Source organism: Klebsiella sp. TF21-TM, assembly GCF_019753495.1.
Lineage (GTDB): Bacteria > Pseudomonadota > Gammaproteobacteria > Enterobacterales > Enterobacteriaceae > Klebsiella > Klebsiella quasipneumoniae.
On record NZ_JAIJYL010000013.1, the window covers coordinates 17,111 to 41,116 of the forward strand.

General features: G+C 59.2%; 21 protein-coding genes and 1 pseudogene. 4 read left to right on the forward strand and 18 right to left on the reverse strand.

Annotated features, from left to right (window positions below; all coding sequences use genetic code 11):
* Positions 1-49: 49 nt before the first annotated feature.
* From glgX to asd, 3 genes are all read right to left on the reverse strand, one after another.
* Positions 50-2,026, reverse strand: coding sequence for a glycogen debranching protein GlgX (gene glgX, locus K5R89_RS14015; protein ID WP_048335467.1), 1,977 nt, complete (start codon positions 2,024-2,026; stop codon positions 50-52).
* Entirely contained in the window at positions 2,023-4,209 is a 2,187-nt protein-coding gene (gene glgB, locus K5R89_RS14020; protein WP_023291214.1) for a 1,4-alpha-glucan branching enzyme, read from the reverse strand. The genes glgX and glgB overlap by 4 nt, the downstream gene beginning before the upstream one ends.
* A gap of 238 nt (positions 4,210-4,447) precedes the next feature.
* Positions 4,448-5,554, reverse strand: coding sequence for an aspartate-semialdehyde dehydrogenase (asd, locus tag K5R89_RS14025; RefSeq protein ID WP_032454240.1), 1,107 nt, complete (start codon positions 5,552-5,554; stop codon positions 4,448-4,450).
* 103 nt (positions 5,555-5,657) lie between these two features.
* Here asd and K5R89_RS14030 point away from each other — a divergent pair.
* Positions 5,658-6,019 (forward strand): annotated as a pseudogene (locus K5R89_RS14030) (hypothetical protein).
* On the opposite strand, the gene gntU reads toward K5R89_RS14030, so the two are convergent.
* From gntU to K5R89_RS14055, 5 genes are all read right to left on the reverse strand, one after another.
* Positions 6,016-7,356, reverse strand: a complete 1,341-nt coding sequence (gntU, locus tag K5R89_RS14035; RefSeq protein WP_217259331.1) for a gluconate transporter — start codon at positions 7,354-7,356, stop codon at positions 6,016-6,018. The pseudogene K5R89_RS14030 and the gene gntU sit on opposite strands and share 4 nt — an antisense overlap.
* Positions 7,356-7,886, reverse strand: a complete 531-nt coding sequence (gntK, locus tag K5R89_RS14040) for a gluconokinase (RefSeq protein ID WP_004202126.1) — start codon at positions 7,884-7,886, stop codon at positions 7,356-7,358. The genes gntU and gntK overlap by 1 nt, the downstream gene beginning before the upstream one ends.
* A gap of 180 nt (positions 7,887-8,066) precedes the next feature.
* Entirely contained in the window at positions 8,067-9,062 is a 996-nt protein-coding gene (gntR, locus tag K5R89_RS14045; RefSeq protein ID WP_023291217.1) for a gluconate operon transcriptional repressor GntR, read from the reverse strand.
* A gap of 239 nt (positions 9,063-9,301) precedes the next feature.
* Complete coding sequence (locus K5R89_RS14050; RefSeq protein WP_002920779.1) at positions 9,302-9,997, reverse strand: pirin family protein; 696 nt, start codon at positions 9,995-9,997, stop codon at positions 9,302-9,304.
* Between the two features lie 121 nt (positions 9,998-10,118).
* Entirely contained in the window at positions 10,119-11,156 is a 1,038-nt protein-coding gene (locus K5R89_RS14055; protein WP_032454242.1) for an oxidoreductase, read from the reverse strand.
* 264 nt (positions 11,157-11,420) lie between these two features.
* Between K5R89_RS14055 and K5R89_RS14060 the strand changes: the two genes are divergently transcribed.
* The gene (locus K5R89_RS14060) at positions 11,421-12,062 is read left to right on the forward strand and encodes a polymer-forming cytoskeletal protein (RefSeq protein ID WP_023291219.1); all 642 of its coding nucleotides are present in this window, start codon (positions 11,421-11,423) and stop codon (positions 12,060-12,062) included.
* Between the two features lie 240 nt (positions 12,063-12,302).
* Positions 12,303-12,779, forward strand: coding sequence for an N-acetyltransferase (yhhY, locus tag K5R89_RS14065; protein ID WP_072096665.1), 477 nt, complete (start codon positions 12,303-12,305; stop codon positions 12,777-12,779).
* Positions 12,780-12,868: 89 nt separating this feature from the next.
* On the opposite strand, the gene ggt is transcribed toward yhhY, so the two are convergent.
* Entirely contained in the window at positions 12,869-14,614 is a 1,746-nt protein-coding gene (gene ggt / locus K5R89_RS14070) for a gamma-glutamyltransferase (protein WP_044524972.1), read from the reverse strand.
* Positions 14,615-14,737: 123 nt separating this feature from the next.
* On the opposite strand from ggt, the gene K5R89_RS14075 reads away from it, so the two are divergent.
* Positions 14,738-15,058, forward strand: coding sequence for a DUF2756 family protein (locus K5R89_RS14075; protein WP_023291222.1), 321 nt, complete (start codon positions 14,738-14,740; stop codon positions 15,056-15,058).
* 24 nt (positions 15,059-15,082) lie between these two features.
* Here K5R89_RS14075 and ugpQ read toward each other — a convergent pair whose 3' ends face one another.
* The 9 genes from ugpQ to livH all read right to left on the reverse strand — a co-directional run bounded on the left by ugpQ (position 15,083) and on the right by livH (position 23,995).
* A complete protein-coding gene (gene ugpQ / locus K5R89_RS14080) occupies positions 15,083-15,823 on the reverse strand; it encodes a glycerophosphodiester phosphodiesterase (protein ID WP_101989691.1) in 741 nt (246 codons plus the stop codon).
* The gene (locus tag K5R89_RS14085) at positions 15,820-16,890 is read right to left on the reverse strand and encodes a sn-glycerol-3-phosphate import ATP-binding protein UgpC (RefSeq protein ID WP_101989690.1); all 1,071 of its coding nucleotides are present in this window, start codon (positions 16,888-16,890) and stop codon (positions 15,820-15,822) included. Before K5R89_RS14085 ends, ugpQ begins: the two co-directional genes overlap by 4 nt.
* A 1-nt stretch (position 16,891) precedes the next feature.
* On the reverse strand, positions 16,892-17,737 hold the full coding sequence (ugpE, locus tag K5R89_RS14090; protein ID WP_008806976.1) for a sn-glycerol-3-phosphate ABC transporter permease UgpE: 846 nt from the start codon (positions 17,735-17,737) through the stop codon (positions 16,892-16,894).
* Positions 17,734-18,621, reverse strand: coding sequence for a sn-glycerol-3-phosphate ABC transporter permease UgpA (gene ugpA / locus K5R89_RS14095; protein WP_101989689.1), 888 nt, complete (start codon positions 18,619-18,621; stop codon positions 17,734-17,736). Before ugpA ends, ugpE begins: the two co-directional genes overlap by 4 nt.
* A 106-nt stretch (positions 18,622-18,727) precedes the next feature.
* Positions 18,728-20,044: a sn-glycerol-3-phosphate ABC transporter substrate-binding protein UgpB gene (gene ugpB, locus K5R89_RS14100; protein ID WP_032454248.1), complete on the reverse strand. Its 1,317-nt coding sequence runs from the start codon at positions 20,042-20,044 to the stop codon at positions 18,728-18,730.
* Between the two features lie 271 nt (positions 20,045-20,315).
* Entirely contained in the window at positions 20,316-21,029 is a 714-nt protein-coding gene (gene livF, locus K5R89_RS14105) for a high-affinity branched-chain amino acid ABC transporter ATP-binding protein LivF (RefSeq protein WP_004145133.1), read from the reverse strand.
* A gap of 1 nt (position 21,030) precedes the next feature.
* Entirely contained in the window at positions 21,031-21,798 is a 768-nt protein-coding gene (gene livG / locus K5R89_RS14110) for a high-affinity branched-chain amino acid ABC transporter ATP-binding protein LivG (protein WP_023291227.1), read from the reverse strand.
* Positions 21,795-23,072 carry a branched chain amino acid ABC transporter permease LivM gene (gene livM / locus K5R89_RS14115; RefSeq protein ID WP_004202111.1) on the reverse strand — a complete coding sequence of 426 codons (1,278 nt, stop codon included), beginning with the start codon at positions 23,070-23,072 and terminating at the stop codon, positions 21,795-21,797. The genes livG and livM overlap by 4 nt, the downstream gene beginning before the upstream one ends.
* Complete coding sequence (livH, locus tag K5R89_RS14120) at positions 23,069-23,995, reverse strand: high-affinity branched-chain amino acid ABC transporter permease LivH (RefSeq protein WP_002920807.1); 927 nt, start codon at positions 23,993-23,995, stop codon at positions 23,069-23,071. Before livH ends, livM begins: the two co-directional genes overlap by 4 nt.
* Between the last annotated feature and the right edge of the window lie 11 nt (positions 23,996-24,006).

The following is a 24,006-nucleotide window of genomic DNA, read 5'->3' on the forward strand; positions in this document are numbered from 1 at the left end:
GCTCATCCCGCCGCGCCGCCGCCACGGGTTCAACCGGAAGCTTCAGGGCTTACGACCTTTGAAATACGCACACTCCGTGCGCGGGCCCATGCCAGACAGCCATGATGACCGGATTATCCTCTCCGGCGAATGGAGGAACGGCGCGCCATTCCCCCTCGGGTAAAACCATATCGACCACCTCTGCGGTGGCGTTCAGCGTGAGCAGCCAGCGATCCGACAACTGGATCTGCATACACGCTGCCCCCTGCTGCCACTCCCCGGCAGTCAGCGGCTGGGCATGGCGATTAAGCCAGCGGACGCTGCCATCCCCCTCCTGCCACCAGCGGTTGCGGGTGAGCGCCGGAATGCGCCGGCGCAGGTGGATCAGCGCCGCGGTAAAGGCGGTTAATCCCGGGTTCGCCTGGCGCCAGTCGAGCCAGGTCAGGGCGTTGTCCTGACAGTAGGCATTATTGTTGCCGTGCTGGCTGTGGCCCTGCTCATCGCCCGCCAGCAGCATCGGCGTCCCCTGAGCCAGCAGCAGCGTCGTCAGCAGCGCATGCACGCTGGCGCGTCGCCGTTCAATCACCGCAAAATTAGCTTCTAATCCTTCTATACCATGATTGTTGCTGTAGTTATTGTTAGTCCCATCGCGATTCTCCTCCCCGTTCGCCTCATTGTGTTTCTGATTGAAACAAACGCAGTCGCGCAGCGTGAAGCCATCGTGGGCCGTCACCAGATTGACCGTCGCCGATGGCGGCTTGCCATCACGGGCAAAGAGATCGCTGGAGGCCGCGAAGCGTTGCGCGAAATCCCCCAGGGAGACGTTTTGCTGCAGCCAGAAGCGGCGGGCGCTATCGCGAAAATGGTCGTTCCACTCGGCGAACAGCGGGGGAAAATTGCCCACCTGGTAGCCCCCCGGGCCGATATCCCAGGGTTCGGCGATCAGTTTCACCTGCGACAGCACGCTGTCGTGGCGGATAGCCTCGAACAGCGGCGCATCCTGGCGGAATTCCGGCGTCCGCCCCATCACTGAGGCGAGATCGAAGCGAAAACCGTCGACATGGCACTCATCCACCCAGAAGCGCAAACACTGGCGCGCCAGTTCCACTACCCCCGGGTGGCTGAGATTGAGCGTATTCCCGCACCCGGTCCAGTTGTGATAATCGCCATCTTCCCTTACCCAATAATAGCTACGGTTGTCGATTCCGCGCAGGGAGACGGTGGGACCTTCAAGATCGATTTCCGCACTATGGTTGAGCACGATATCCAGAATCACCTCGATACCGGCGGCATGTAGCGCCTTAACCGCATCGCGAAACTCATCCAGGGCGCGCGTCGGGTCGCTGGCATAGCGCGGATCCAGCGCGAACCAGGCCAGCGGGTTGTAGCCCCAGTAGTTGCTCAACCCCATCCGCTGCAGTCGCGGCTCGCTGGCGAACTGCGCCACCGGCAACAGTTCAAGGGCGCTGATGCCCAGCGATTTGAAGTAAGCGATCATCACCGGGTGGCCCAGCGCCTTATACGTTCCGCGAATGGCTTCCGGCAGCTGCGGATTAAGCAGGGTGAGCCCTTTCACGTGCGCTTCATAAATCACCGTCTCCCCCCACGGGGTACGCGGCGGTTTATCGCCCAGCCAGTCGTAACGCAGATCCACTACCTGCGATTTTGGCGCTATCGCGGCGCTATCGCGATGATCCGGCTGCCACATTCCGCCGTGCAGGCGCTCGTCGTCCGGCAGATCGCCCTCAACCCGGTGAGCGCAGGGATCGAGCAGCAGCTTGGCCGGGTTAAAGCGGTGTCCCTGCGCCGGATCCCAGGGGCCATGCACCCGGTAGCCGTAGCGCAGGCCCGGCCCGACGGCAGCCAGCCAGCCGTGCCAGATATCGCCGCTGCGCGCCGGGAGATCGAAGCGTTGCTCGTTGCCCTGCTCGTCGAACACGCACAGCTCCACCCGCTCCGCGTGGGCGGAGAAGAGGGCGAAGTTCACCCCCTTGCCGTCATAGCTGGCGCCCAACGGCGCAGGCTTGCCTGCCGCGAGGTTGGTCATTGCGCCTCCCGGACCAGCCAGATCGTCGCCAGCGGCGGCAGGGTCAGGGACAGCGAATGTTCGCGACCGTGGCTGGGGATGGCATCGCTTTCCACCACCCCGCCGTTGCCCTGGTTGCTGCCGTGATAGTGCATTGAGTCGGTATTCAACGCCTCGCGCCAGCGGCCCGGCTGGTTGATGCCGAAGCGGTAGTCGTGGCGCGGCACCGGCGTGAAGTTGCTGGCGACGATAATCTCGTTCCCCGCCCGGTCGCGGCGCACAAAGACAAACACTGAGCGCTCGTGGTCGTCCACCACCAGCCATTCGAAGCCGTACGGGTCAAAGTCCAGCTCGTGCAGCGCCTTATGGTGGCGATAGGTATGGTTCAGGTCGCGCACCAGCCGCTGGACGCCGTGGTGCCAGTTGTCGCCGCCCTCCAGCAGATGCCAGTCGAGGCTGCCGTCGTGGTTCCACTCGCGGCCCTGGGCGAACTCATTGCCCATAAACAGCAGCTTTTTCCCCGGGAAGGCGAACAGCCAGCCGTAGTAGGCGCGCAGGTTGGCGAACTTCTGCCAGGCGTCCCCCGGCATGCGGTCGAGAATCGATTTTTTGCCGTGCACCACTTCATCGTGGGAGAGCGGCAGCACAAAGTTCTCGGTGTAGTTGTAGAGCATGCCGAAGGTCATTTTGTCGTGATGGAAGCGGCGGTGCACCGGATCGAGTTTCATGTAATCCAGGGTGTCGTGCATCCAGCCGAGGTTCCATTTGAACCAGAAACCGAGGCCGCCGCCGGCTGGCGGACGGGTTACCCCGGCGAAATCGGTGGACTCTTCCGCCATGGTGACCGCGCCCGGCGTCTGTTCGCCAAGGATGCGGTTGGTGTTGCGCAGAAACTCAATGGCTTCCAGATTTTCCCGGCCGCCGTATTCGTTGGGGATCCACTCCCCCGCCTTGCGGCTATAGTCGCGATAGATCATCGAGGCCACCGCGTCGACGCGCAGAGCATCGATGCCGAAGCGTTCGATCCAGTACAGCGCATTTCCCACCAGGAAGTTGCTGACTTCGCGGCGTCCGTAGTTGTAGATCAGGGTATTCCAGTCCTGGTGATACCCCTCGCGCGGATCGCTGTGCTCATACAGGGCGGTGCCATCGAAAGAGGCAAGGGCAAAATCATCCGCCGGGAAGTGGCCAGGCACCCAGTCCAGAATGACGTTTAGCCCGGCGGCGTGCGCGGCGTTGATAAAGTAACGGAAATCATCGCGGGTGCCGAATCGGCGGGTCGGCGCATAGAGGCCGGTGGGTTGATAGCCCCAGCTGCCGTCGAACGGGTGCTCGTTAACCGGCAGCAGCTCGAGATGGGTGAAGCCCATCCATTTCGCGTAGGGCACCAGCTGGTCGGCCAGCTCGCGGTAGCTCAGCCAGAAATTATTGTCGGTATGGCGACGCCATGAGCCAAGATGCACTTCATAGATAGAGACAGGGGCATCGAACTGGTTCGCCGCTTTGCGGTCCGCCGGCTGTTCGACTTTAGGCGGCAGGTCGCAGATAAGCGAGGCGCTTTCCGGACGCATTTGCGATTCAAAGGCGTAAGGGTCGGCTTTGACCCGCAGATGGCCGTGGGCGTCAATCAGCTCGAATTTATACAGCTGGCCATTGTGCGCGCCGGGGACGAACAGTTCCCAGATGCCGGACTCTTTGCGGAATCGCATCGGGTGGCGCCGGCCGTCCCAGTAGTTAAACTGCCCCACCACTGAGACGCGACGGGCGTTCGGCGCCCATACCGAGAAACGGGTGCCGGTGACGCCGTCCATGGTGGCGGCGTGCGCGCCCAGCGTTTCGTAAGGGCGCAGGTGGGTCCCTTCCGACAGCAGCCAGACGTCAAGATCCTGCAGCAGCGGACCAAAGCGATAAGGGTCATCAATCAGATTCTGCTGCCCGTGCCAGGTGACGGCCAGCTGATAGCGAAAGGCGTTTTTACGCCGCGGCAGAACGCCGCTGAAGAAACCACGCGAGTCGAGGCATTCGAGCTTGCCGACTTTGCGTCCGGTTTTCGGTTCAATAACCCACACATCGGTGGCATCGGGTAATAATGCGCGCACTTCCAGCCCGGCGTCGGTACGGTGCATGCCGAGCACGGAAAAAGGGTCCGCGAAATGACCGGCGATTAGCGCATTAATCACGTCTCTATCGATATGATTAGACATGCTTTCATCCTGTTGTAAGTGTCGCTCATTCCTGTAACTGGCGACTTTTTTTGACCTGAACGGCGCAGCGCTTTCTGCATCCTTCTGCTCCGTCCCACCTTCAGGTAAGGAATTCCTTACTTAAAGCATAGCCAAGGCTGAGTTACCTCCGTGGGGAAAAATCTAACATCCGCGTTTACTCCTTGTATTACGCAAAAAAAAAGGGGGCTCGAAGACCCCCTTTCTGTTCATCCTGCGCTTACGCCAGCTGGCGAAGCATCCGGCGCAGCGGCTCCGCGGCGCCCCACAGCAGCTGGTCGCCAACGGTAAAGGCCGACAGATACTCCGGCCCCATATTCAGTTTACGCAGGCGACCTACCGGGGTGGTCAGGGTGCCAGTCACCGCGGCTGGGGTCAGCTCGCGCATGGTAATGTCGCGATCGTTCGGTACCACTTTGGCCCACGGGTTGTGCGCGGCCAGCAGCTCCTCAACGGTCGGGATAGAGATATCTTTTTTCAGCTTAATGGTGAACGCCTGGCTGTGGCAGCGCAGCGCGCCAACGCGGACGCACAGGCCGTCTACCGGGATAACGGACGAGGTGGCGAGGATCTTGTTGGTCTCCGCCTGGCCTTTCCACTCTTCGCGGCTCTGGCCGTTATCCAGCTGTTTGTCGATCCACGGGATCAGGCTGCCCGCCAGCGGTACGCCGAAGTTATCCACCGGCAGCTCGCCGCTGCGGGTCAGCGACGTCACTTTGCGCTCGATATCCAGAATGGCGGAAGCCGGGTCCGCCAGCTCTGCCGCGACGTGGTTGTGCAGCTGGCCCATCTGGCTCAGCAGTTCGCGCATATGACGCGCGCCGCCGCCGGAAGCCGCCTGGTATGTCGCCACGCTGACCCACTCCACCAGATCCTGGGCAAACAGGCCGCCGAGGGACATCAGCATCAGGCTGACGGTACAGTTGCCGCCGACAAAGGTTTTTACGCCGTTGTTCAGGCCGGCGGTGATCACGTCCTGGTTAACCGGGTCGAGGATAATGATCGCATCGTCCTTCATGCGCAGCGAAGAGGCGGCGTCAATCCAGTAACCCTGCCAGCCGCTTTCGCGCAGCTTCGGGTAAATCTCGTTGGTGTAATCGCCGCCCTGGCACGTGACAATAATGTCCAGTGCCTTCAGCGCGTCCAGATCGAACGCATCCTGAAGCGTGCCACCGGTGCTACCGCCGAAAGACGGCGCTGGCTGTCCCAGCTGGGAGGTAGAGAAGAACACCGGGCGAATGGCGTCGAAATCGCGCTCTTCAACCATGCGTTGCATGAGAACAGAGCCGACCATTCCGCGCCAGCCGATAAAACCAACATTTTTCATAACGTATTCCTGCGAGGTGTGTGCTGTTTGTGCCTGACCAGTTTCCAACTGGATTATCCCTCACCTTACAAAATGCAGCTAAAGTCGCAAGTGAAATTAATCAATGATTGCTGAACAATCAGAAAAGCAACTTATCCTGCACATTGTCCACCGTCGCTGGTCGTCGTCAAAGCGCAATGATTATCGGGGAAATCACCCAGGGAATGGAACATTTTCCGTCGCGATTTTATTGATCCTGATTATGGATTAAGCGCGAAATCCGCTGATTTTCCCCTTGCCAAAAAGAGGCAACAAACCCAGGTGCAGCAAGGCTTGCCGAAGGATACGAGCATCGTCGTAGCGCTAATAAGGGCGAGGAGCGGGAAGAGAAAAGAGGGAAAAAGCGCGGCTTATCGCCGGGAAGCCAGGGTAAACGGCGTTACCCTGGCTTTTGGCCACCCGCGAGCGGGTGGCGAACAGACTTAGCTCAGCAGCTGGAAGGCGATCATGCCGACAATCGCCCCGGTGGTGCCGAGGATGGTTTCCATCATCGTCCAGGTTTTCAGCGTCTGGGCTTCGGTGGCGCCGGTAAATTTACCGAACAGCCAGAAGCCGGCGTCGTTCACATGGCTCACGACAATCGAGCCGCCGGCGATACAGATAGACAAGGCCGCCATCTGCGCGCCGCTGTAGTTCAGCTGCTCAATCACCGGCATCACCAGGCCGACCGCCGTCAGGCACGCCACGGTGGCGGAGCCCTGGATGATACGCACCGCCGCCGCCAGCACGAAGCAGGTAATGGCGATCGGCAGCCCCATACCGGTCAGCGCTTCACCCAGCGCCGGGCCGACGCCGGAGTCAACCAGCACCTGCTTGAAGACGCCGCCTGCCCCGATCACCAGCAGGATAATGCCCGCCGGCTGCAGCGCATGACCGCAGATCTCCATCACCCGGTCTTTCGCCATCCCCTGACGTACCGCCAGGCCGTAGATTGCCACCAGACAGGCTACCAGGATCGCGGTGAATGGGTGACCGATAAATTCAAACCATTCGTAAGCGGTCGACCCCACCGGCACAAAGCGCGCGGCGATGGTTTTCAGGCCTACCAGCACCAGCGGCAGCAGGATCAGCGACAGGCTGAAGCCGAAGGAGGGCATTTTGCCTTCGCCGAGATGCGGCTCCGTCACGTCGTCAGGAATATGCAGCTCAACGAAGCGGCTGATGAAGTTGCCCCACAGCGGCCCGGCGATAATCATTCCCGGAATGGCCGCGCACAGGCCAATCAGGATCATCCAGCCAAAGTCGGCGTGCATTTGCGACGCCAGCAGCATCGGCGCCGGTCCCGGCAGCAGGAACGCCGCGGCGGCGGCCACCCCGGCAAACAGCGGGATCACCAGCTTCACGAGGTTAGTGCCGGTATGGCGCGCCATCGAGAAGGCGACGCTGATCAGTAGCACGATCGCCACTTCAAAAAACAGCGGCAGCGCGCAGATGAGGCCGGCGAGACCAATCGCATAGTGCGCGCGATTGTGGCCGAAGGATTTGAGCATCTTGACGGCAATCTGATCGACCGCCCCCGTTTCATGCAGGATCTTCCCGAACATCGCGCCCAGCGCGACGACGATCGCCAGGAAGCCCAGCGTACCGCCCATCCCCTTCTCCATCGTCGCCGCGATTTTATCCAGCGGCATGCCGGAGAAGAGACCTGCGCCAATAGAAACCACCATCAAAGCCACGAAGGCGTGCATCCGCGCCTTCATGACTAAAAACAGCAGCAGCAATACCGAGCCGACTGCTGTTAAAACAAGCGTTAAAGTACTCACTAGTGACTGCCTTTGTTGATCACCTCAATGGTGCTGGCCACCACGCCTTCCAGCGGCTGGTCGATATCGACGATAAGCACATCGCTCTCGTCGGCGCCTGGTTCCTGCAGCGTTTCAAACTGCGTCACCAACATTTGGGTTTTGAAGAAGTGCCCTTTACGCGCCTTCAGACGGTTTTCGATCACCTCGAAGTCGCCTTTCAGGTAGATGAAGGAGAGGTTCGGGTTGCCCTTGCGCAGAATGTCGCGATAGCTCTTCTTCAGCGCCGAACAGACGATCAGCGACACCTTATTGGTACGCTGCATGGCAAACGCGGCGTCATTTAGCGCCTGCAGCCACGGGGTACGGTCGTCATCGTTGAGCGGCTCACCGGAGGCCATCTTGGTGATATTGCTGCGCGGATGCAGAAAGTCGCCGTCGAGAAACGCGGCATGCAGCTGATGCGCCACTTCGCTGGCGACAGCGGATTTCCCGCTGCCGGAAACGCCCATCAGAACGTAGACGTGGTGATCATGATTAGTCGTGCTCAAAGCATCCTCCCACCGGACAGGTACGCCGCGCCGGGGCTGACTCATTGAGCGCGAAGGCGGCGTATCGGTTAATTGTTACGGGTAACTGTTATCGGTAACATTGTCATGCCGGACCTGTGGAGAAGCAATATCCATTCGTGCCAGATGTGAATATGTGTGATCTACTTCAAACTTGTCAGTTTAAATTGATCCGCCCGGTGACAATGTGAAACCTAAATCTAACATCTTAGGGGTAATCGCTTCGCCACGAATGCGCGCCAGCAGACGTTCGGCGCCAATGCGCCCCATCCGCTCGCGCGGGGTCAGGACGCTGGCCAGCCGCGGCTCCATCACCTGGCCGATATCGTGGCCGTGGAAACCGGCTATCGCCATGTCGTCCGGGATCTTCAGCCCCAGGCGCTGGCACTCAAAGGCCGCGCCGACCGCGAGGTCATCGTTGGTGCAAAAGATGCCGTCAAGCTGCGGGTATTCGCGGCGCGCCTGGCGCATCAGCTCAATCCCGGATGAATAGGACGAGGACTGCTCCACCATCACGCTGTAGGGCGTCATGCCCGCATCGAGCATCGCCTGCTCGTACCCCTTCTGTTTGATGATAGTACGTTCATCAAGACGCGCGCCGAGATAAGCAACGTGGCGGTGGCCGCGGGCGATAATCGCCGCCGTCATCTGCCGCGCCGCTTCGAAGTTATCGAAACCGACCGCAATATCGAGGCACGGTGACTGGCTGTCCATTAGCTCCACCACCGGAATGCCGGCGACTTCAATCATCTTCAGGGTGCGGGGCGTATGGGTGCGTTCGGTGAGGATCAGGCCGTCAATGTTCCAGGAGAGCATCGATTCGAGGCGTTTCTCTTCCATTTCCGGCTTGTAGCCGTAGTGCGCCAGCATGGTTTGATAGCCGAAGGCGTCAGTGACGCTTTCAATCCCGCGCAGCACTTCCGAGAATACCTGGTTGGTTAACGATGGCAGCAGCACGCCAATGGCGCGGCTGGTGGCGTTGGAGAGAATGTCAGGGGCGCGATTGGGAATATAACCCAGTTCATCGAGGGCAACGGCAATCTTGCCACGCAGCGCTTCGGAGACCTGCTCCGGGTTGCGTAAATAGCGACTGACCGTCATTTTGGTCACGCCGACAAGATCGGCTACATCCTGAAGTACGGGTCTTTTCTTTTTCATCGTCCTGACTGTGATCAACGGGGAACATTTTCTCAGTTTATCACGGACAAAGCGCAACCTTCCCTAACATGAGGGAAGGCTACGCAATTTATTTATACCTATCATACTTCGAGTTGCATGCGCGTTGGCTTTCCTCGCTCACCCCCAGTCACTTACTTAAGTAAGCTCCTGGGGATTCTCTGCGTCGCCGCCTTTCTGCAACTCAAATTATTTTGGGTATAGACGACCTCAGATAACGATCAAACCGGCGGCAGATCGAACAGCAGGATTTCGCTATCGCTGTCGGCATGAACCGAAATCGCCTGCTCGTCCCAGATAGCCAAACCATCGCTGGTAGTGGCTTTGGTACCGTTGATGGTCACTTCGCCTTTGACGACCTGGATCCAGACGCGACGTTCCGCGGCAATCTGGTGAACCGACTGCTCATCTTTCAGCAGCGCCCAGCGATACAGCTCCATATCCTGATAGACCTTCAGCGAGCCATCCCGTGCATCCGGCGACAGCACCAGCTGTTTGCCCTGGGCGGCGTCGAAGCGGCGCTGCTCGTAGCGCGGGGTAATGCCGGTTTCTTCCGGAATAATCCAGATCTGGTACAGACGCAGACGATCGGTTTTGCTCGGGTTGTACTCAGAGTGACGCACCCCGGTACCCGCGCTCATGATCTGGAACTCGCCCGCCGGCACCTGCTCTTTGTTGCCCATGCTGTCCTGGTGCTCCACCGCCCCTTCCAGTACATAGGTCAGGATCTCCATATCTTTATGCGGGTGGGTACCGAAGCCCTGACCGGCGTCGATGACGTCGTCGTTAATCACCCGCAGGGCGGAGAAGCCCATAAAGTTCGGGTCGTAGTAGTTGGCGAAAGAGAAAGTATGCCAGGAATCCAGCCAGCCATGGTTAGCGTGGCCACGTTCGTTCGCTTTGCGTAAGTAGATCATGTTGCACCCCCATATGTTTTCGATGGAATCAGTGTGGACCCATTTCGCCGACGATCATAGAGGGTGAAAATTGACTCCTCTGTTCAAAAAATATGAACAAGCGCAGAGGAGCCGCTTGGGCTTATTTCACCAGAGTAATGGTGGCCGGTGAGGGCTGCTCAAAGCCGCGCTGCAGGATCTCCATATTGGTAAGAACGTCAGATTCCTTGACGTAATTTGGCTGGCCGTTGACGAGGGTGTCGTACAGCGCGTCGTAGACCCGGCCATAGTCGCCGCTCTCCAGCGGGACCGCTTCGCGCACCGTCTCCCCTGCCTCGTTGACATACACCAGCTCGCCGACGCTGTCGTCCGCGCCAAAGCCCGGCTCGCCCGGCATGATATTGGCTTTCAGGCTGGTCTCCTGCTGGTCGATACCATATTTCACAAACGAGCCTTTATGGCCGTGGACGATGAATTTCGGGTAGTCGATCTGCACCAGGTGGCTGGTCTTAACGATGGCCTTCAGATCGCCGTAGAACAGCTGGGCCTCAAAGGTATCATCCGGGTTAGCTTTGTTGCGCAGCGAGCGCAGATCGTAAGCGACATGGTCCGGGCGGCCGAACAGCGAAATAATCTGGTCCAGGGTATGCACGCCAAGGCCATAGAACTCGCCGTTTTGCGGGCCGCCGGGGTTGGTCTCCGCCAGCGGGCGGTAGTTGTCAAAATGGCTTTCAATCTCCACCAGTTCGCCAAGTTTGCCGCTCTCAATCACCTTTTTAGTGGTCAGGAAGCAGGAGTCGAAACGGCGGTTCTGGTAGGGCGTCACCGTCAGGCCTTTGCTGTTCGCCAGCGCAAACAGGGTCTTGGCTTCCTCCAGCGTCGGGGTGAACGGCTTTTCCACCAGCACGTTTTTCCCCGCCTCCAGCGCCTTTTTCGCATAGTCAAAATGGCTGTCGGCATGGGTGCAGACCACCACCAGCCTGACCTGCGGGTCGTTTAATACTTCATCGAGATCGCTGGTGAAATGGATGTGGGAATACTGCGGCGCCTGCTCCTCGGGCTTCGCCCGACGGCGATAGATGTGCGCCACCTGCCAGCGGTCCTGGCGGTGTAACACGTAAGGAAGATGGTAGCGGGTGGTGCTTTTGCCGAAGCCAATAAATGCGCAGTGCAGAGTCATAACGCTGTCCTTAGTTAATGAGCTACCTTCAACCATAGCGCAAGCCGGGACATGACTTCATCCTCTCAGTCCGTTTTCCGTGAAGATTCGTCAAAAAAATAGGTCGCGTACCATCCATACGCAATTATTAATAACTCATTGATTAACAACAGATTAAATCGACATTTTTCGGTTAAATATCTTGATCTCAATGGCGAAACTGCGGATAAGTGGAGGGCAAACCAGGACGTTGCTGATGACTAACGGAGTAGCCAGCCGCTACGGATGGACAAACAGTATCTCGCCTTAAACGGCGCCCTTTTTTTCTGGCTTCTCGCGCTGATCGCCTGGTCTGTCGATGCGATCGTGCCGGCGCGCCTGGCGGCCGCCTGCGCACTGGTCGCCTTTCTCCTCCATAGCCAACGGAACAAAATTAACGCGATGTTTATTAAGAAAAATAAAACGGAACCTCAGACGTCAGAAGTGGCCACGCCTCCGGCAAACAACCCAGAATCCCAGGCGGTCGCCAGCAAAAAACAAGAGACTACGGTCATCGCCAGCGGGGTGCATTTCGTCGGCAATATTGTCGCCAGCGGCCATGTCTATATTCACGGCCAGCTTACCGGCAACATTGAGGCGAAAGAACATCTGATTAAGGTGATGCGTGAAGGTCAGGTCGAGGGCAACATCAGCTGCCGTGAGCTGATTATTGATGGCAAGGTTCAGGGCCAGTGCCGCGGCGACAGCATCACCATTGAGGAGCACGGCAATCTGGATGGCACCCTCGCCTATCGCTCGCTGGCGATTAAAAAGGGCGGCCAGTTCACCGGCAGCGCCGAGGTGCTGGCCGCGGCGGAAAGCAAAAGTCATCTCATCGGCCTGGTTGCGGAAGACGGCGTGATGTCCGCCAGGCCGCAAAGCGCCTGAGGTAGCAGCAAAAAAAAAGCCAGCACCCGGCTGGCTAAAGTAATACTGGAAGCAATGTGAGCAATGTCGTGCTTTCAGGCTTTCCGCAAGGGTCTTCCTGAATGCAGGACAATAATAATCATTCTCATTCGCACTTGTCTATCTTTTTTTTGCAAAAAACGGCATTGACTCCCCGGCTGCCGTCAGAGATGGTGAAGGAGAATCAACCACCAAAAAGAGGACAAGGGAATGAGTGACATAGTGATACGCCATGCCGAACCGCGCGATGCTGAACCTTTACGTATGCTGATGGCGCACCCGGAGGTCTATCATGACACGCTACAGATCCCTTACCCCGCCATGGAAGCCTGGCAGGAGAAGCTACAGCCCAAACCCCATACCTTCCATCTGGTGGCGACGCTGGACGATCGGGTTACCGGGCATCTGTCGCTCCATGTCGAACCGCGCCCTCGTCGCAGCCACGTGGCGACCTTTGGCATGGCGGTTGCCGCCGGCCATCAGGGGCGCGGTATCGGCAGCGCACTGATGCGCGAGATGATCGACCTGTGCGATAACTGGCTGCGCGTTGACCGCATTGAGCTGACGGTGTTCGCTGATAACAAGCCGGCGATTGCGGTGTACAAAAAACACGGATTTGAGATCGAAGGCACCGGCAAGCGTTACGCGCTGCGCAACGGTGAATATGTGGATGCATATTATATGGCGAGAATGAAGTAGCATGTTGCCGGGTGGCGGCTTCGCCTTACCCGACCTACGTTCGTGCAGTGGTTGGCCCGGTAAGCGCAGCAGCGCCACCGGGCAACATATCAATACCCCGCCGTTAAATCATCCGGCGAACGCGGGTCGGAGGCGCCATACAGCATCCCGTCCGGCCCCACCATAATGCTCTGAGTGCTGCCCATCGCCTCTTTCAGCGCCACTTTCTGCCCTTTCGCCTCCAGCAGCTTCAGGGTATCCGGACTAAAGCCTTTCTCCACCCGCAGCTCATCCGGCAACCATTGATGATGGAAGCGCGGGGCGTTGGTGGCTTCTGCGACGTTCATCCCGAAATCGATGGTATTGACCACCATCTGCAGCACAGTGGTGATGATCCGGCTGCCGCCCGGGCTGCCGGTCACCAGCCAGGTTTTGCCGTCTTTCACCACAATGGTCGGCGACATCGACGACAGCGGGCGTTTTTTCGGCTCCACCGCATTGGCGTCGCCGCCCACCAGGCCATAGACGTTAGGTACGCCGGGCTTCGCCGAGAAATCATCCATCTGGTTATTCAGCAGAATGCCGGAGTCCCCCGCCACAATGCCGGTGCCGAAGGTGGTATTCAACGTATAGGTCACCGCCACCGCATTGCCGTCTTTATCGACCACCGAGAAGTGGGTGGTCTGGTTGCTTTCATAGGGCGCCAGCTTGCCCGGGCGGATCTGGCTGGAAGGCTTCGCCTTATTGACGTCGATCTCGGCGGCAATCGCTTTGGCGTAGGCTTTGCTGGTCAGCGCCTGCCACGGCACTTTGACGAAGTCAGGGTCGCCGAGATATTCAGAGCGGTCGGCATAGGCGTGTTTCTCCGCCTCCGCCATCACCTGCATAGCGTCGGCGCTGCCAAAGCCATATTTCTGCAGATCGAAATTTTCGAGGATATTGAGGATCTGCACGATGTGGATCCCGCCGGAGGAGGGCGGCGGCATAGAGTAGATCTCATACCCGCGATATTCGCCTCTAATCGGCGTGCGCTCCACGGCCTTATAGTTAGCGAGGTCGGCTTTGGTGATAAGCCCGCCGTGCTTTTTCATCTCGTCCGCGATCTGGTCGGCAATAGCGCCTTTATAGAAGGCATCCGGACCGTGCTCGGCAATCAGCTCGAGGCTTTTCCCCAGGTTCTTCTGTACCAGCCGGTCGCCCTTCTTCAGCGGCTCGCCGTTCTTCCAGAAGATCGCTTTACTGTTTTCGTGCTGCGGGATCACTTCGCTGCCGTAGGTCTTCAGATCGTCCGCCAGCGCATCGTTAACAATAAAGCCCTCTTCCGCCAGCTTGATTGCCGGGCGGATCACTTTGTTCAGCGGCATGGTGCCGTATTTTTCCAGGGCAAGAGAGAAGCCCGCCACGCTGCCTGGCGTGCCAGAGGCCAGATGCGAGGTGAGCGATTTTTTACTGTCCGGGTTACCCTGGTCGTCGAGGAACATGTCGCGGGTGGCCTGCTCTGGCGCCATTTCGCGGAAATCGATCGCCGTAGTCTTGCCGTCTTTCGTCCGCAGCATCATAAAACCGCCGCCGCCAATATTCCCCGCCTGCGGATGAGTGACCGCCAGCGCGTAGCCAACCGCCACCGCCGCATCGACAGCGTTGCCGCCCTGGCGCAGAATATCCACCCCGACGCGGGTGGCCAGCGCATCCACCGAGGCCACCATGCCCTGCCGGGCGCGCACCGGGTGGAATACATCCTCCTCTACGCCATAAGAGACCGGCGGCGGCGGCGGTGGACTGGCGGCGACGGTAAAACTACCGCCCGCCAGCAACGCAGCGATGACCACCTGACGCCAGATTGTTGTTTTTATCATTGTCTTACTCCTGATAGGTAGGTTTCATTCCCCGCTTAAGCCTGGTTGATAACTCCTAAAAAATCATTGTTATGGCGGATTCGAGGTACACTTAAGTGATCCCACGCACGGGAGGAGAAAACCATGAAAGCGATGTTATTTCTGGCGGCGCTGATGCCGCTCGGCGTTTTAGCCCAGCCAATCAATATTGATAACAACCCCAACCAGCCGGGTTACGTGGTCCCCAGCCAGCAGCGCATGCAAAATGAGATGAAGGTGCAGCAACAGCAGCAACAGAGCATGCTGAAGCAGAATCTGAACAATCAGACTCGCTCCCAGCAGCAGCATTTGCAAAACCAGCTGCAGACCAATCAGCAGCGCGCGGCGCAGGGCGGGAATCTCAATCCGCCGCAGCAGGTGCTGCCGAACAACAACGGAGGGATGCTGCGGCAGACCAACCCGTAAAGGCCAGCCGCCGCGCAGCGGTTATTAAGGCTGGAAATGGGGCCCGATGACGTCAATGGCATCGGTGCAGATGCAGTCTACGCCCCAGCGCAGCAGCTCGGCGGCGCGCTGGGGTTTGTTAACGGTATACACCAGGATATGCAGGCCGGCCTGTTTCAGGCTTGCCACCCGCCCGGCGTCCAGCAGCTTGTGGTTAAGGTGAATGGAGACGCAGCCCAGCCGGGTGGTCAACTCCCGCCAGTCCTCACGCCACTCATCCAGCAACAGCCCGCGCGGCAGCTCGGGGGCGGCTTCCTGCGCCGCTTCCAGGGCATCGATTTCAAACGACGACAGCAGCGGCGCGGTCATTCCCGCCCACAGCTCCCGCGCCGCCAGGGCCACCACGTTGCCGGTCTGCGGCCCAAGGCCGGTGGTCGGTTTAATTTCGATATTCGCCATCATGCCGTGACGGCGGCAGCACTCCGCCACCTGGGAGAGCAGCGGCAGCGGCTCGCCCTTAAATTCACGGCTGAACCAGCTACCGGCATCAACCTTCAGCAGATCGTCCCATGGCAGCTCCCCCGCCACGCCCCAGCCGTTGCTGGTGCGTTCGAGATTATCGTCATGCAGCAGAAAGATCTGCCCGTCCTTTGACAGCTTGGCGTCAAATTCAATCATCGTGTGCCCGTAGCGAGCGCCGACGTCGATAGCCGCCAGGGTGTTCTCCGGCGCCAGTTTACCGCCGCCGCGATGGGCGACGATACGGGGATAAGGCCAGTTACTCATGCGCGTTGTCCTGTTTCACCATCAAAGAGGTGCAGATGTTCCAAAGGCAGATGCAGCCATAGCGTGCTGCCTGCCGCCGGGCGCTGCTGGTGCGGCAGTCTGACCACCAGCTTCTGTTCGCCCCAGCGCCCGTGGGCAAGGTTATCGGCGCCTAAAATTTCCAGGGAGTCCATCAGCAGCGGAATGCCGCCTTGCGCCTGCGAGCTTAAGATAAAATGCTCCGGGCGGATACCGAGGGTCATTTTACGCCCGGCGTGGCGCCGGTGCTCATGATTCGTCGGCAGCTGGATGCCGCCCGCCAGCTCAAAGCGACCGCCGTTATCGCTGATGCGCCCTTCCAGCAGGTTCATGGCCGGGCTGCCGATAAAGCTCGCCACAAAGCGGCTGGCCGGCTTCTCATACACTTCCACCGGGGTGCCGATCTGCTCGGCAACGCCTTTATTCATCACCATCACCCGCTGAGCGAGGGTCATCGCCTCCACCTGATCATGGGTAACGTACAGCGAGGTGGTTTTCAGGCGGCGATGCAGCTGCTGCAGCTCAAGACGCATCTGCACGCGCAGCTTGGCGTCGAGGTTTGACAACGGTTCGTCGAAGAGGAATACCGCCGGGTCACGCACGATGGCGCGGCCCATCGCCACGCGCTGGCGCTGACCGCCGGAGAGCTCGCGCGGGCGGCGCTTGAGCAGGCCGTCGAGCTCAAGAATACGCGCCGCCTCCTGCACCCGCTCGGCGATCAATCCCTTACCCATGCCGCGGATCTTCAGCCCCCACGCCATGTTCTCTTCCACGCTCATATGCGGATAAAGGGCATAGTTCTGGAACACCATGGCGATGCCGCGATCCTTCGGCTCCATCTCGGTGACCCGCTTGCGGTCGATCCAGATATCGCCGCTGGTCACCCGCTCCAGTCCGGCGACCATCCGCAGCAGCGTTGATTTCCCGCAGCCCGACGGGCCGACCATGACGATAAATTCCCCGTCCGCCACGTCCAGCGTCAGCGGTTGAATCACCTGGGTTTTGCCATCCCAGCTTTTGCTTACTGCCTGTAGTTTTAAACCAGCCATTTTATTTCTCACTATCGACCAGGCCACGCACAAATGCGCGCTGCATGGCTAAAACGATGACAACCGGCGGGATCAGGGTCAGCAGCATCGCCGCCATCACCTGATTCCACTGGGTAGTACCTTCGCCGGTGGCGATCATGCCTTTGATGCCGGCGACGGCGGTGCCAAGATTCACATCCTGAATAATCAGCAACGGCCACAAATACTGGTTCCAGCCGTAGATAAAAGTGATGACGAACAGCGCCGCGAGGTTGGTTTTCGACAGCGGCAGCACGATGTCGCGAAAGAAGCGCATCGGCGAAGCGCCATCGATACGCGCTGCTTCAATCAGCTCGTCCGGCAGGGTCATAAAGAACTGGCGGAACAGGAAGGTGGCGGTGGCTGAGGCCATTAGCGGCAGCGTAAGCCCGGCGTAGCTGTCGAGCATGTTGAGATTGGCGATCACTTCCACCGTCGGGAAAATACGCACCTCGACCGGCAGCATTAGCGTGATAAAAATCATCCAGAAGAACAGGTTACGCAGCGGAAAGCGGAACCAGACGATGGCGAACGCCGACAGCATCGACACGACGATTTTGCCCACGGTAATGGCGAACGCCATGATGAAGCTGTTGAGCATCATCAGCCAGAACGGCGCGCTGTTGACGCCAACGCCGTTCACCCAGATGGTCTTCATGTTCTCCAGCAGATGTCCGCCGGGGATCAGCGTCATCGGCGTTTCGAACACCGATTGGTTATCCAGCGTCGCCGCCACGAAGGCGACGTACAGCGGGAATAAAATGACGGCGATGCCCAGAATCAGCATGGTGTGGCTGAAAATCGTCAGCCCGCGACGGTTCTCAATCATTGGTAACGCACCTTACTTTCAACGTAACGGAACTGCACCACCGTCAGGATAATGACGAGGAACATCAGCACCACCGACTGCGCGGCGGAAGCGGAAAGATCGAGCCCGGCGAAACCTTCGCGATAGATTTTGTAAATCAGGGTGGTAGTCGCCTGCACCGGGCCGCCGGCGGTGGCGGCATCGATCACCGGGAAGGTGTCGAAGAAGGCGTAAACCAGGTTGACCACCAGCAGGAAGAAACTCACCGGCGCAATCAGCGGCAGCGCCAGCCTGAAGAAGCGGCGGATTGGCCCGGCGCCGTCGATAGCGGCAGCCTCAACCAGCGAACGCGGGATCGACTGCAGCGCGGCGAAGAAAAACAGGAAGTTGTAGCTTATCTGCTTCCATACCGAGGCGAAGACCACCAGGAACATCGCCTGGCCGCTGTTCTGCGCGTGGTTCCAGTCGTAGCCCAGCTCGCCGAGGAAATGGGTGATCAGCCCGCGCCCGGGGTTAAAGAGGAAGATCCACAGCACCGCCGCCACCGCGGGAGCCACGGCATACGGCAGCAGCATCAGGGTCTGATAGAAGCGGCTGCCGCGTACCACGTAGTCGACCAGCGCAGCGAAAAAGAGCGAAATAAGCAGGCCGCTGACGGTCACCAGGGCGCTGAATTTGATAGTGGTCCAGAACGAGTCCAGATAGTACGGGTCATGGAACAGCGCCACGAAGTTATCCAGGCCGACAAGCTGGCTGGACAGGCCAAACGGATCGACGCTCTGCAGCGAATACCACAGCGCTTCGCCCGCGGGCCAGATAAAGAAAATCAGCGTGATAATCAGCTGTGGCGCGACCAGGACATAGGGCAGCCAGCGCGAGCGGAATACCGGACGGGATGATGACATTGAGATTGGGTTCCTGAACAATGCCGGGTGGCGGCTACGCCCTACCCGGCCTACATAAGGCACATCGTAGGCCCGGTAAGCGCAGCGCCACCGGGCAAGTTACAGATTACGATTTGGTCGCTTGTTCGAAGCGGCGCAGCAGCTGATTCCCACGCTGAACGGCGGAATCCAGCGCCTGTTGCGGGGTTTTCTTGCCGGTCCACACGCTCTCCAGCTCTTCATCGACGATGGTGCGGATTTGCGGCATGTTGCCCAGACGCAGGCCTTTGGTGAACGGCAACGGCGGCTTGTTCAGCATCTGGCGCGTGGCGATATCGGCGCCCGGGTTCTTATCATAGAAGCCCTGCTGGCGGGTCAGATCGTAGGCCGCGGTGGTGATCGGCAGATAGCCGGTTTTCTGGTGCCATTCGGCGGCATTTTCCGGTTTGGTCAGGAAGTCGAGGAACTTCGCCACGCCGGTGTAGGTCTCTTTGTCTTTACCCTGCATCACCCACAGGCTGGCCCCGCCGATGATGGCGTTCTGCGGCGCGCCTTTCACGTCGGCATCGTAGGGCATCATGCCGACGCCGTAGTTAAATTTGGCGTACTGGCGGATATCGGCCAGCGAGCCGGACGAGGCAGTGGTAATGGCGCAGTCGCCGTTATAGAACTTTTCGGTGGACTCGTCTTTACGCCCGAAGTAGCTGAAATCGCCCTTCTTGTTCATCTCTTCGAGCAGCGCGATATGCTTCACCTGCTCCGGCTTGTTGAACTCAAGAACCGCGTCGGTGCCGTCAAAGCCATTGTTTTTCGTCGCCACCGGCAGACCGTGCCAGGCGCTGAAGTTCTCAATCTGGATCCAGCCCTGCCAGCCGCTGGCGTAGCCGCACTTCATTCCGGCGGCTTTCAGCTTCGCGGTGTAGGCCGCCAGATCCTGCCAGGTCTTCGGCGGCTGCTCCGGATCTAAGCCGGCTTTTTTGAAGGCGTCTTTGTTGTAGTACAGCACCGGCGTGGAGCTGTTAAACGGCTGGGAGAGCAGATGGCCGGTTTTCGAATCGGTGTAATACCCGGCGACCGTTGGCACAAACTGCGATTCATCAAACGTGATGCCCGCCTCGCTGAACACCTGGTAGACCGGCTTAATGGCTTTTGACGCCATCATGGTGGCGGTACCCACTTCATACACCTGCAGGATCGCCGGCGCGTTGCCGGTACGGAAGGCGGCGATACCGGCGCTCAGGCTCTGTTCATAGTTGCCCTTGTATACCGGAACGATTTTGTAATCAGGATTGGCCGCGTTAAAGCGTTGCGCCAGAGAATCCACTTCTTTACCCAGTTCGCCTTCCATTGAGTGCCAGAACGGGATGGTGGTAACCGCCAGGGCCTGACCGGCAAAAGCCAGGCTCAGCGCCAGTCCTAAAGCTGTATGTCGTAACGATATCATCGGTTATCTCTCTTGTTGTGCCGGATGCGCGATTTCACGCGTTTTATGCTCGCGGGGTAACATGACATGTTCGAATTACAGAAAAATAACTTTTTTATTACAAAAAAAAGATAGTAACGGGTCAGAGAGATGACAAGCCGATGAAAGGACGGGGGAAGTAAAGTGGGAGCTGAGACACGGATAATAGTTGTGCGATCGGCTCCCGGGGTCGGCGCAAGCGCCTCACCCGGGCTACTATCCGGCGAAGTGAATGACGCCGGGTTGCGATGAATTAACCGCCGAGATAGGCGCTGCGCACCGCCTCGTTGGCCAGCAGCGCGTCGCCGGTATCCTCCAGCACCACGTGGCCGTTCTCCAGCACGTAGCCGCGATCGGCCAGCTTCAGCGCCTGGTTGGCGTTCTGCTCAACCAGGAAGATAGTCATCCCCTGCTCGCGCAGCTGCTCGATGGTATCGAAGATCTGCTGAATGATGATCGGCGCCAGCCCCAGCGACGGTTCATCCAGCAGCAGCAGACGCGGCTGGCTCATCAGGGCGCGGCCGATGGCCAGCATCTGCTGTTCGCCGCCGGACATGGTGCCGGCGCGCTGGATACGACGCTCGTGCAGACGCGGAAACAGCTCATACACCCATTTGATGCGGGTCTGGAACTGATCGCGGTCGGCAAAAAAACCGCCCATCGCCAGGTTCTCTTCCACCGTCATTCGCGAAAAGACGCGCCGCCCTTCCGGGACGATCGCCACCGCCTCGCGCATGATCTTCGCCGTCTGCCAGTCGGTAATATCCTTACCGTCAAAGACAATACGCCCGCTGGAGGCGCGCGGATCGCCGCACAGCGTGCCGAGCAGGGTGGTTTTCCCCGCGCCGTTGGCGCCGATAAGCGTGACGATCTCGCCCTGTTTGATATGCAGGCTGACGTTGTGCAGCGCCTGAATCTTGCCGTAGTGGGCGCTGACGTTGTCAAAAGTTAACATCGCGTTTTCCATCTTATGCCTCACCAAGGTATGCGCGGATCACGTCCGGGTTATTACGAATCTCTTCCGGCGTCCCGTTGGCCAGCGGTGTCCCCTGGTTCACGACGTAGATGCGATCGGAAATGCCCATCACCAGCTTCATATCGTGTTCGATAAGCAGGATGGTGGTGTTGTGATGGTTACGCAGCTCGGCGATAAGCTCATCCAGCTCTTTGGTCTCTTTCGGGTTCAGCCCCGCCGCCGGTTCATCGAGCATCAGAATTTCCGGCTGGGTCACCATGCAGCGGGCAATCTCCAGCCGGCGCTGGTCGCCATAGGCCAGGTTGCTGGCCTGCCGGTTAGCGTGCTCCAGCAGGCCGATACGCTCAAGCCAGGTGGCCGCGCGGTCCAGCGCTTCGCTCTGCGCCCGACGGAAGGCCGGCGTTTTCAGCAGGCCGGAGAAGAGCCCGGTTTTCAGCTGCTGATGTTGCGCCACCAGCAGGTTTTCAATGACCGTCATTTCGCGGAACAGGCGCACGTGCTGGAAGGTCCGCACCACGCCCATCCGGGCAATCTGCTGGCCCGGCAGCCCTTCCAGATGCTGGTCGCGCAGCAGAATGGTGCCGCCGGTGGGCTTGTAAAAACCGGTCAGGCAGTTAAAGACGGTGGTCTTCCCGGCGCCGTTGGGGCCGATCAGCGAGACGATCTCGCGCTCTTTGAGCTCCAGCGACACATTGTTGACGGCCAGCAGACCGCCGAAACGCATCATCAGGCCGCTGACGGATAATAATGGCTGACTCATGCCTGCTCTCCTTTCGCCTGACCGTTTTTCAGCTTCAACTGCACGCGCGTCATTGGCAGAAGCCCCTGCGGACGCCAGATCATCATCAGCACCATCAGGCCGCCGAGCATTAACATGCTGTATTCGTTAAAGTCACGCATCAGCTCACGCGACACCACCAGCAGAATAGCCGCCAGGATCACCGCGAACTGCGAGCCCATCCCGCCCAGCACGACGATCGCCAGTACAAAGGCGGACTCGGCGAAGGTAAAGGATTCCGGGCTGACGAAGCCCTGGCGCGCGGCGAACAGCGTCCCGGCGAAGCCGGCAAACGCGGCGCTGATGGTAAAGGCGGTCAGCTTGATGCGCGTCGGGCTCAGGCCCAGCGAACGACAGGCGATCTCATCTTCACGCAGCGCTTCCCACGCCCGCCCCAGCGGCATCCGCAGCAGGCGGTTGATAACGAACAGGCTCAGCACCACCAGCAGCAGCGCCACCAGATAGAGGAAAATGACCCGGTCGGAGGGATCGTATTTGACGCCGAAGAAGTTGCTGAAGGTATCCCAGCCGCCTTCGCGGGCGCTGCGGCTGAATTCGAGGCCAAAGAAGGTCGGTTTCGGGATCTGGCTGATGCCGTTTGGCCCGCCGGTGATTTCGGTATTGTTGAGCAGCAGAATACGTACGATCTCGCCGAAGCCTAAGGTCACGATCGCCAGGTAGTCGCCGCGCAGACGCAGCACCGGGAAGCCAAGCAGGAAGCCAGCCGCCGCGGAGACCAGGCCGGCCAGCGGCAGACAGGTCCAGAAGCCGAGACCGTAATAGTGGTTCAGCAGCGCGAAGGTATACGCGCCGATGGCGTAGAACCCGCCGTAGCCCAGGACCAGCAGGCCGGAAAGGCCGACCACCACGTTCAGCCCAAGGCCGAGAATGATATAGATCATCGTCAGGGTGGCGATATCCACCGTACCGCGCGACACCATAAACGGCCAGGCCACGGCAATCACCAGCAGGGCTATCAGGAACAACTTCTGCTTCACCGTCGAGCCGTCAATCGCCGGCATAATAAACTTCGGCCCGGAGACGTTCTTAACCGCTTTCTGGAACAGCGGCCGCAGCAGCTGGAAGAAAAAGACCACCGCGGTGCCGATGAAGATCCACTGCCAGCGAATATCGGCGGCGGTATCCACCACCAGTTTGGTGCCGTTCAGCTCCAGCTGCACGCCCATAAAGACGCCCGCCAGAATGAAGAACATCGCAGCAGAGAGCAGCGCCATTGCAATTTGCATCGGTTTCATACTTTTTCCACCTCCGGGCGGCCCAGAATGCCGGTCGGCATCACTAACAGCACCAGAATCAGCAGCGCAAAGGAAACCACATCCTTATATTCGGTGCTGAGATAGGCAGAAGAGAGCGCCTCGGCAATACCCAGGATCAGGCCGCCGATCATCGCGCCGGGGATACTGCCGATACCGCCGAGCACGGCGGCGGTGAAGGCCTTCATCCCGGCCATAAAGCCGATGTAGGGGTTAATCACGCCGTAGAACTGACCCAGCAGCACGCCCGCCACCGCCGCCATCGCTGCGCCGATGACAAAGGTCAGGGCAATGACGCGATCGGTGTTAATGCCGAGCAGGCTCGCCATTTTCAGGTCTTCGGCACAGGCGCGGCAGGCGCGCCCCATCCGCGAGTAGCGAATGAACAGCGTCAGGGCCAGCATGGCGATAAAGGTCACCACCCAGATCACCAGCTGCATGGTGGTGATCGTCGCGGAGAAGCTGTCGCTGTGGCCGACGACCCACTGGCCGTTAAACAGGCTCGGCAGCGCCACGTCGCGGGAGCCCTGGGTCAGGCTGACGTAGTTCTGCAGGAAGATAGACATCCCGATAGCGGAGATCAGCGCAATCAGACGCTTGGAATTACGCACCGGCCGATAGGCCACGCGCTCAATGCTCCAGCCGTAGGCGCTGGCAATCACAATGGCGCCCACGAAGCCGGCGGCGACCAGCAGCCAGCTGGTGTCGATACCCATCATCATCAGCGCGGCGATGATCATGAAGGAGACATAGCTGCCAATCATGTAGACCTCGCCATGGGCGAAGTTGATCATGCCGATAATGCCGTACACCATCGTATAGCCGATGGCGATCAGCGCGTAGGTACTGCCCAGCGTGACGCCGTTAAACATCTGCTGCAGAAAATAGAGAAACTGCTCGGACATAAGGTAACCTT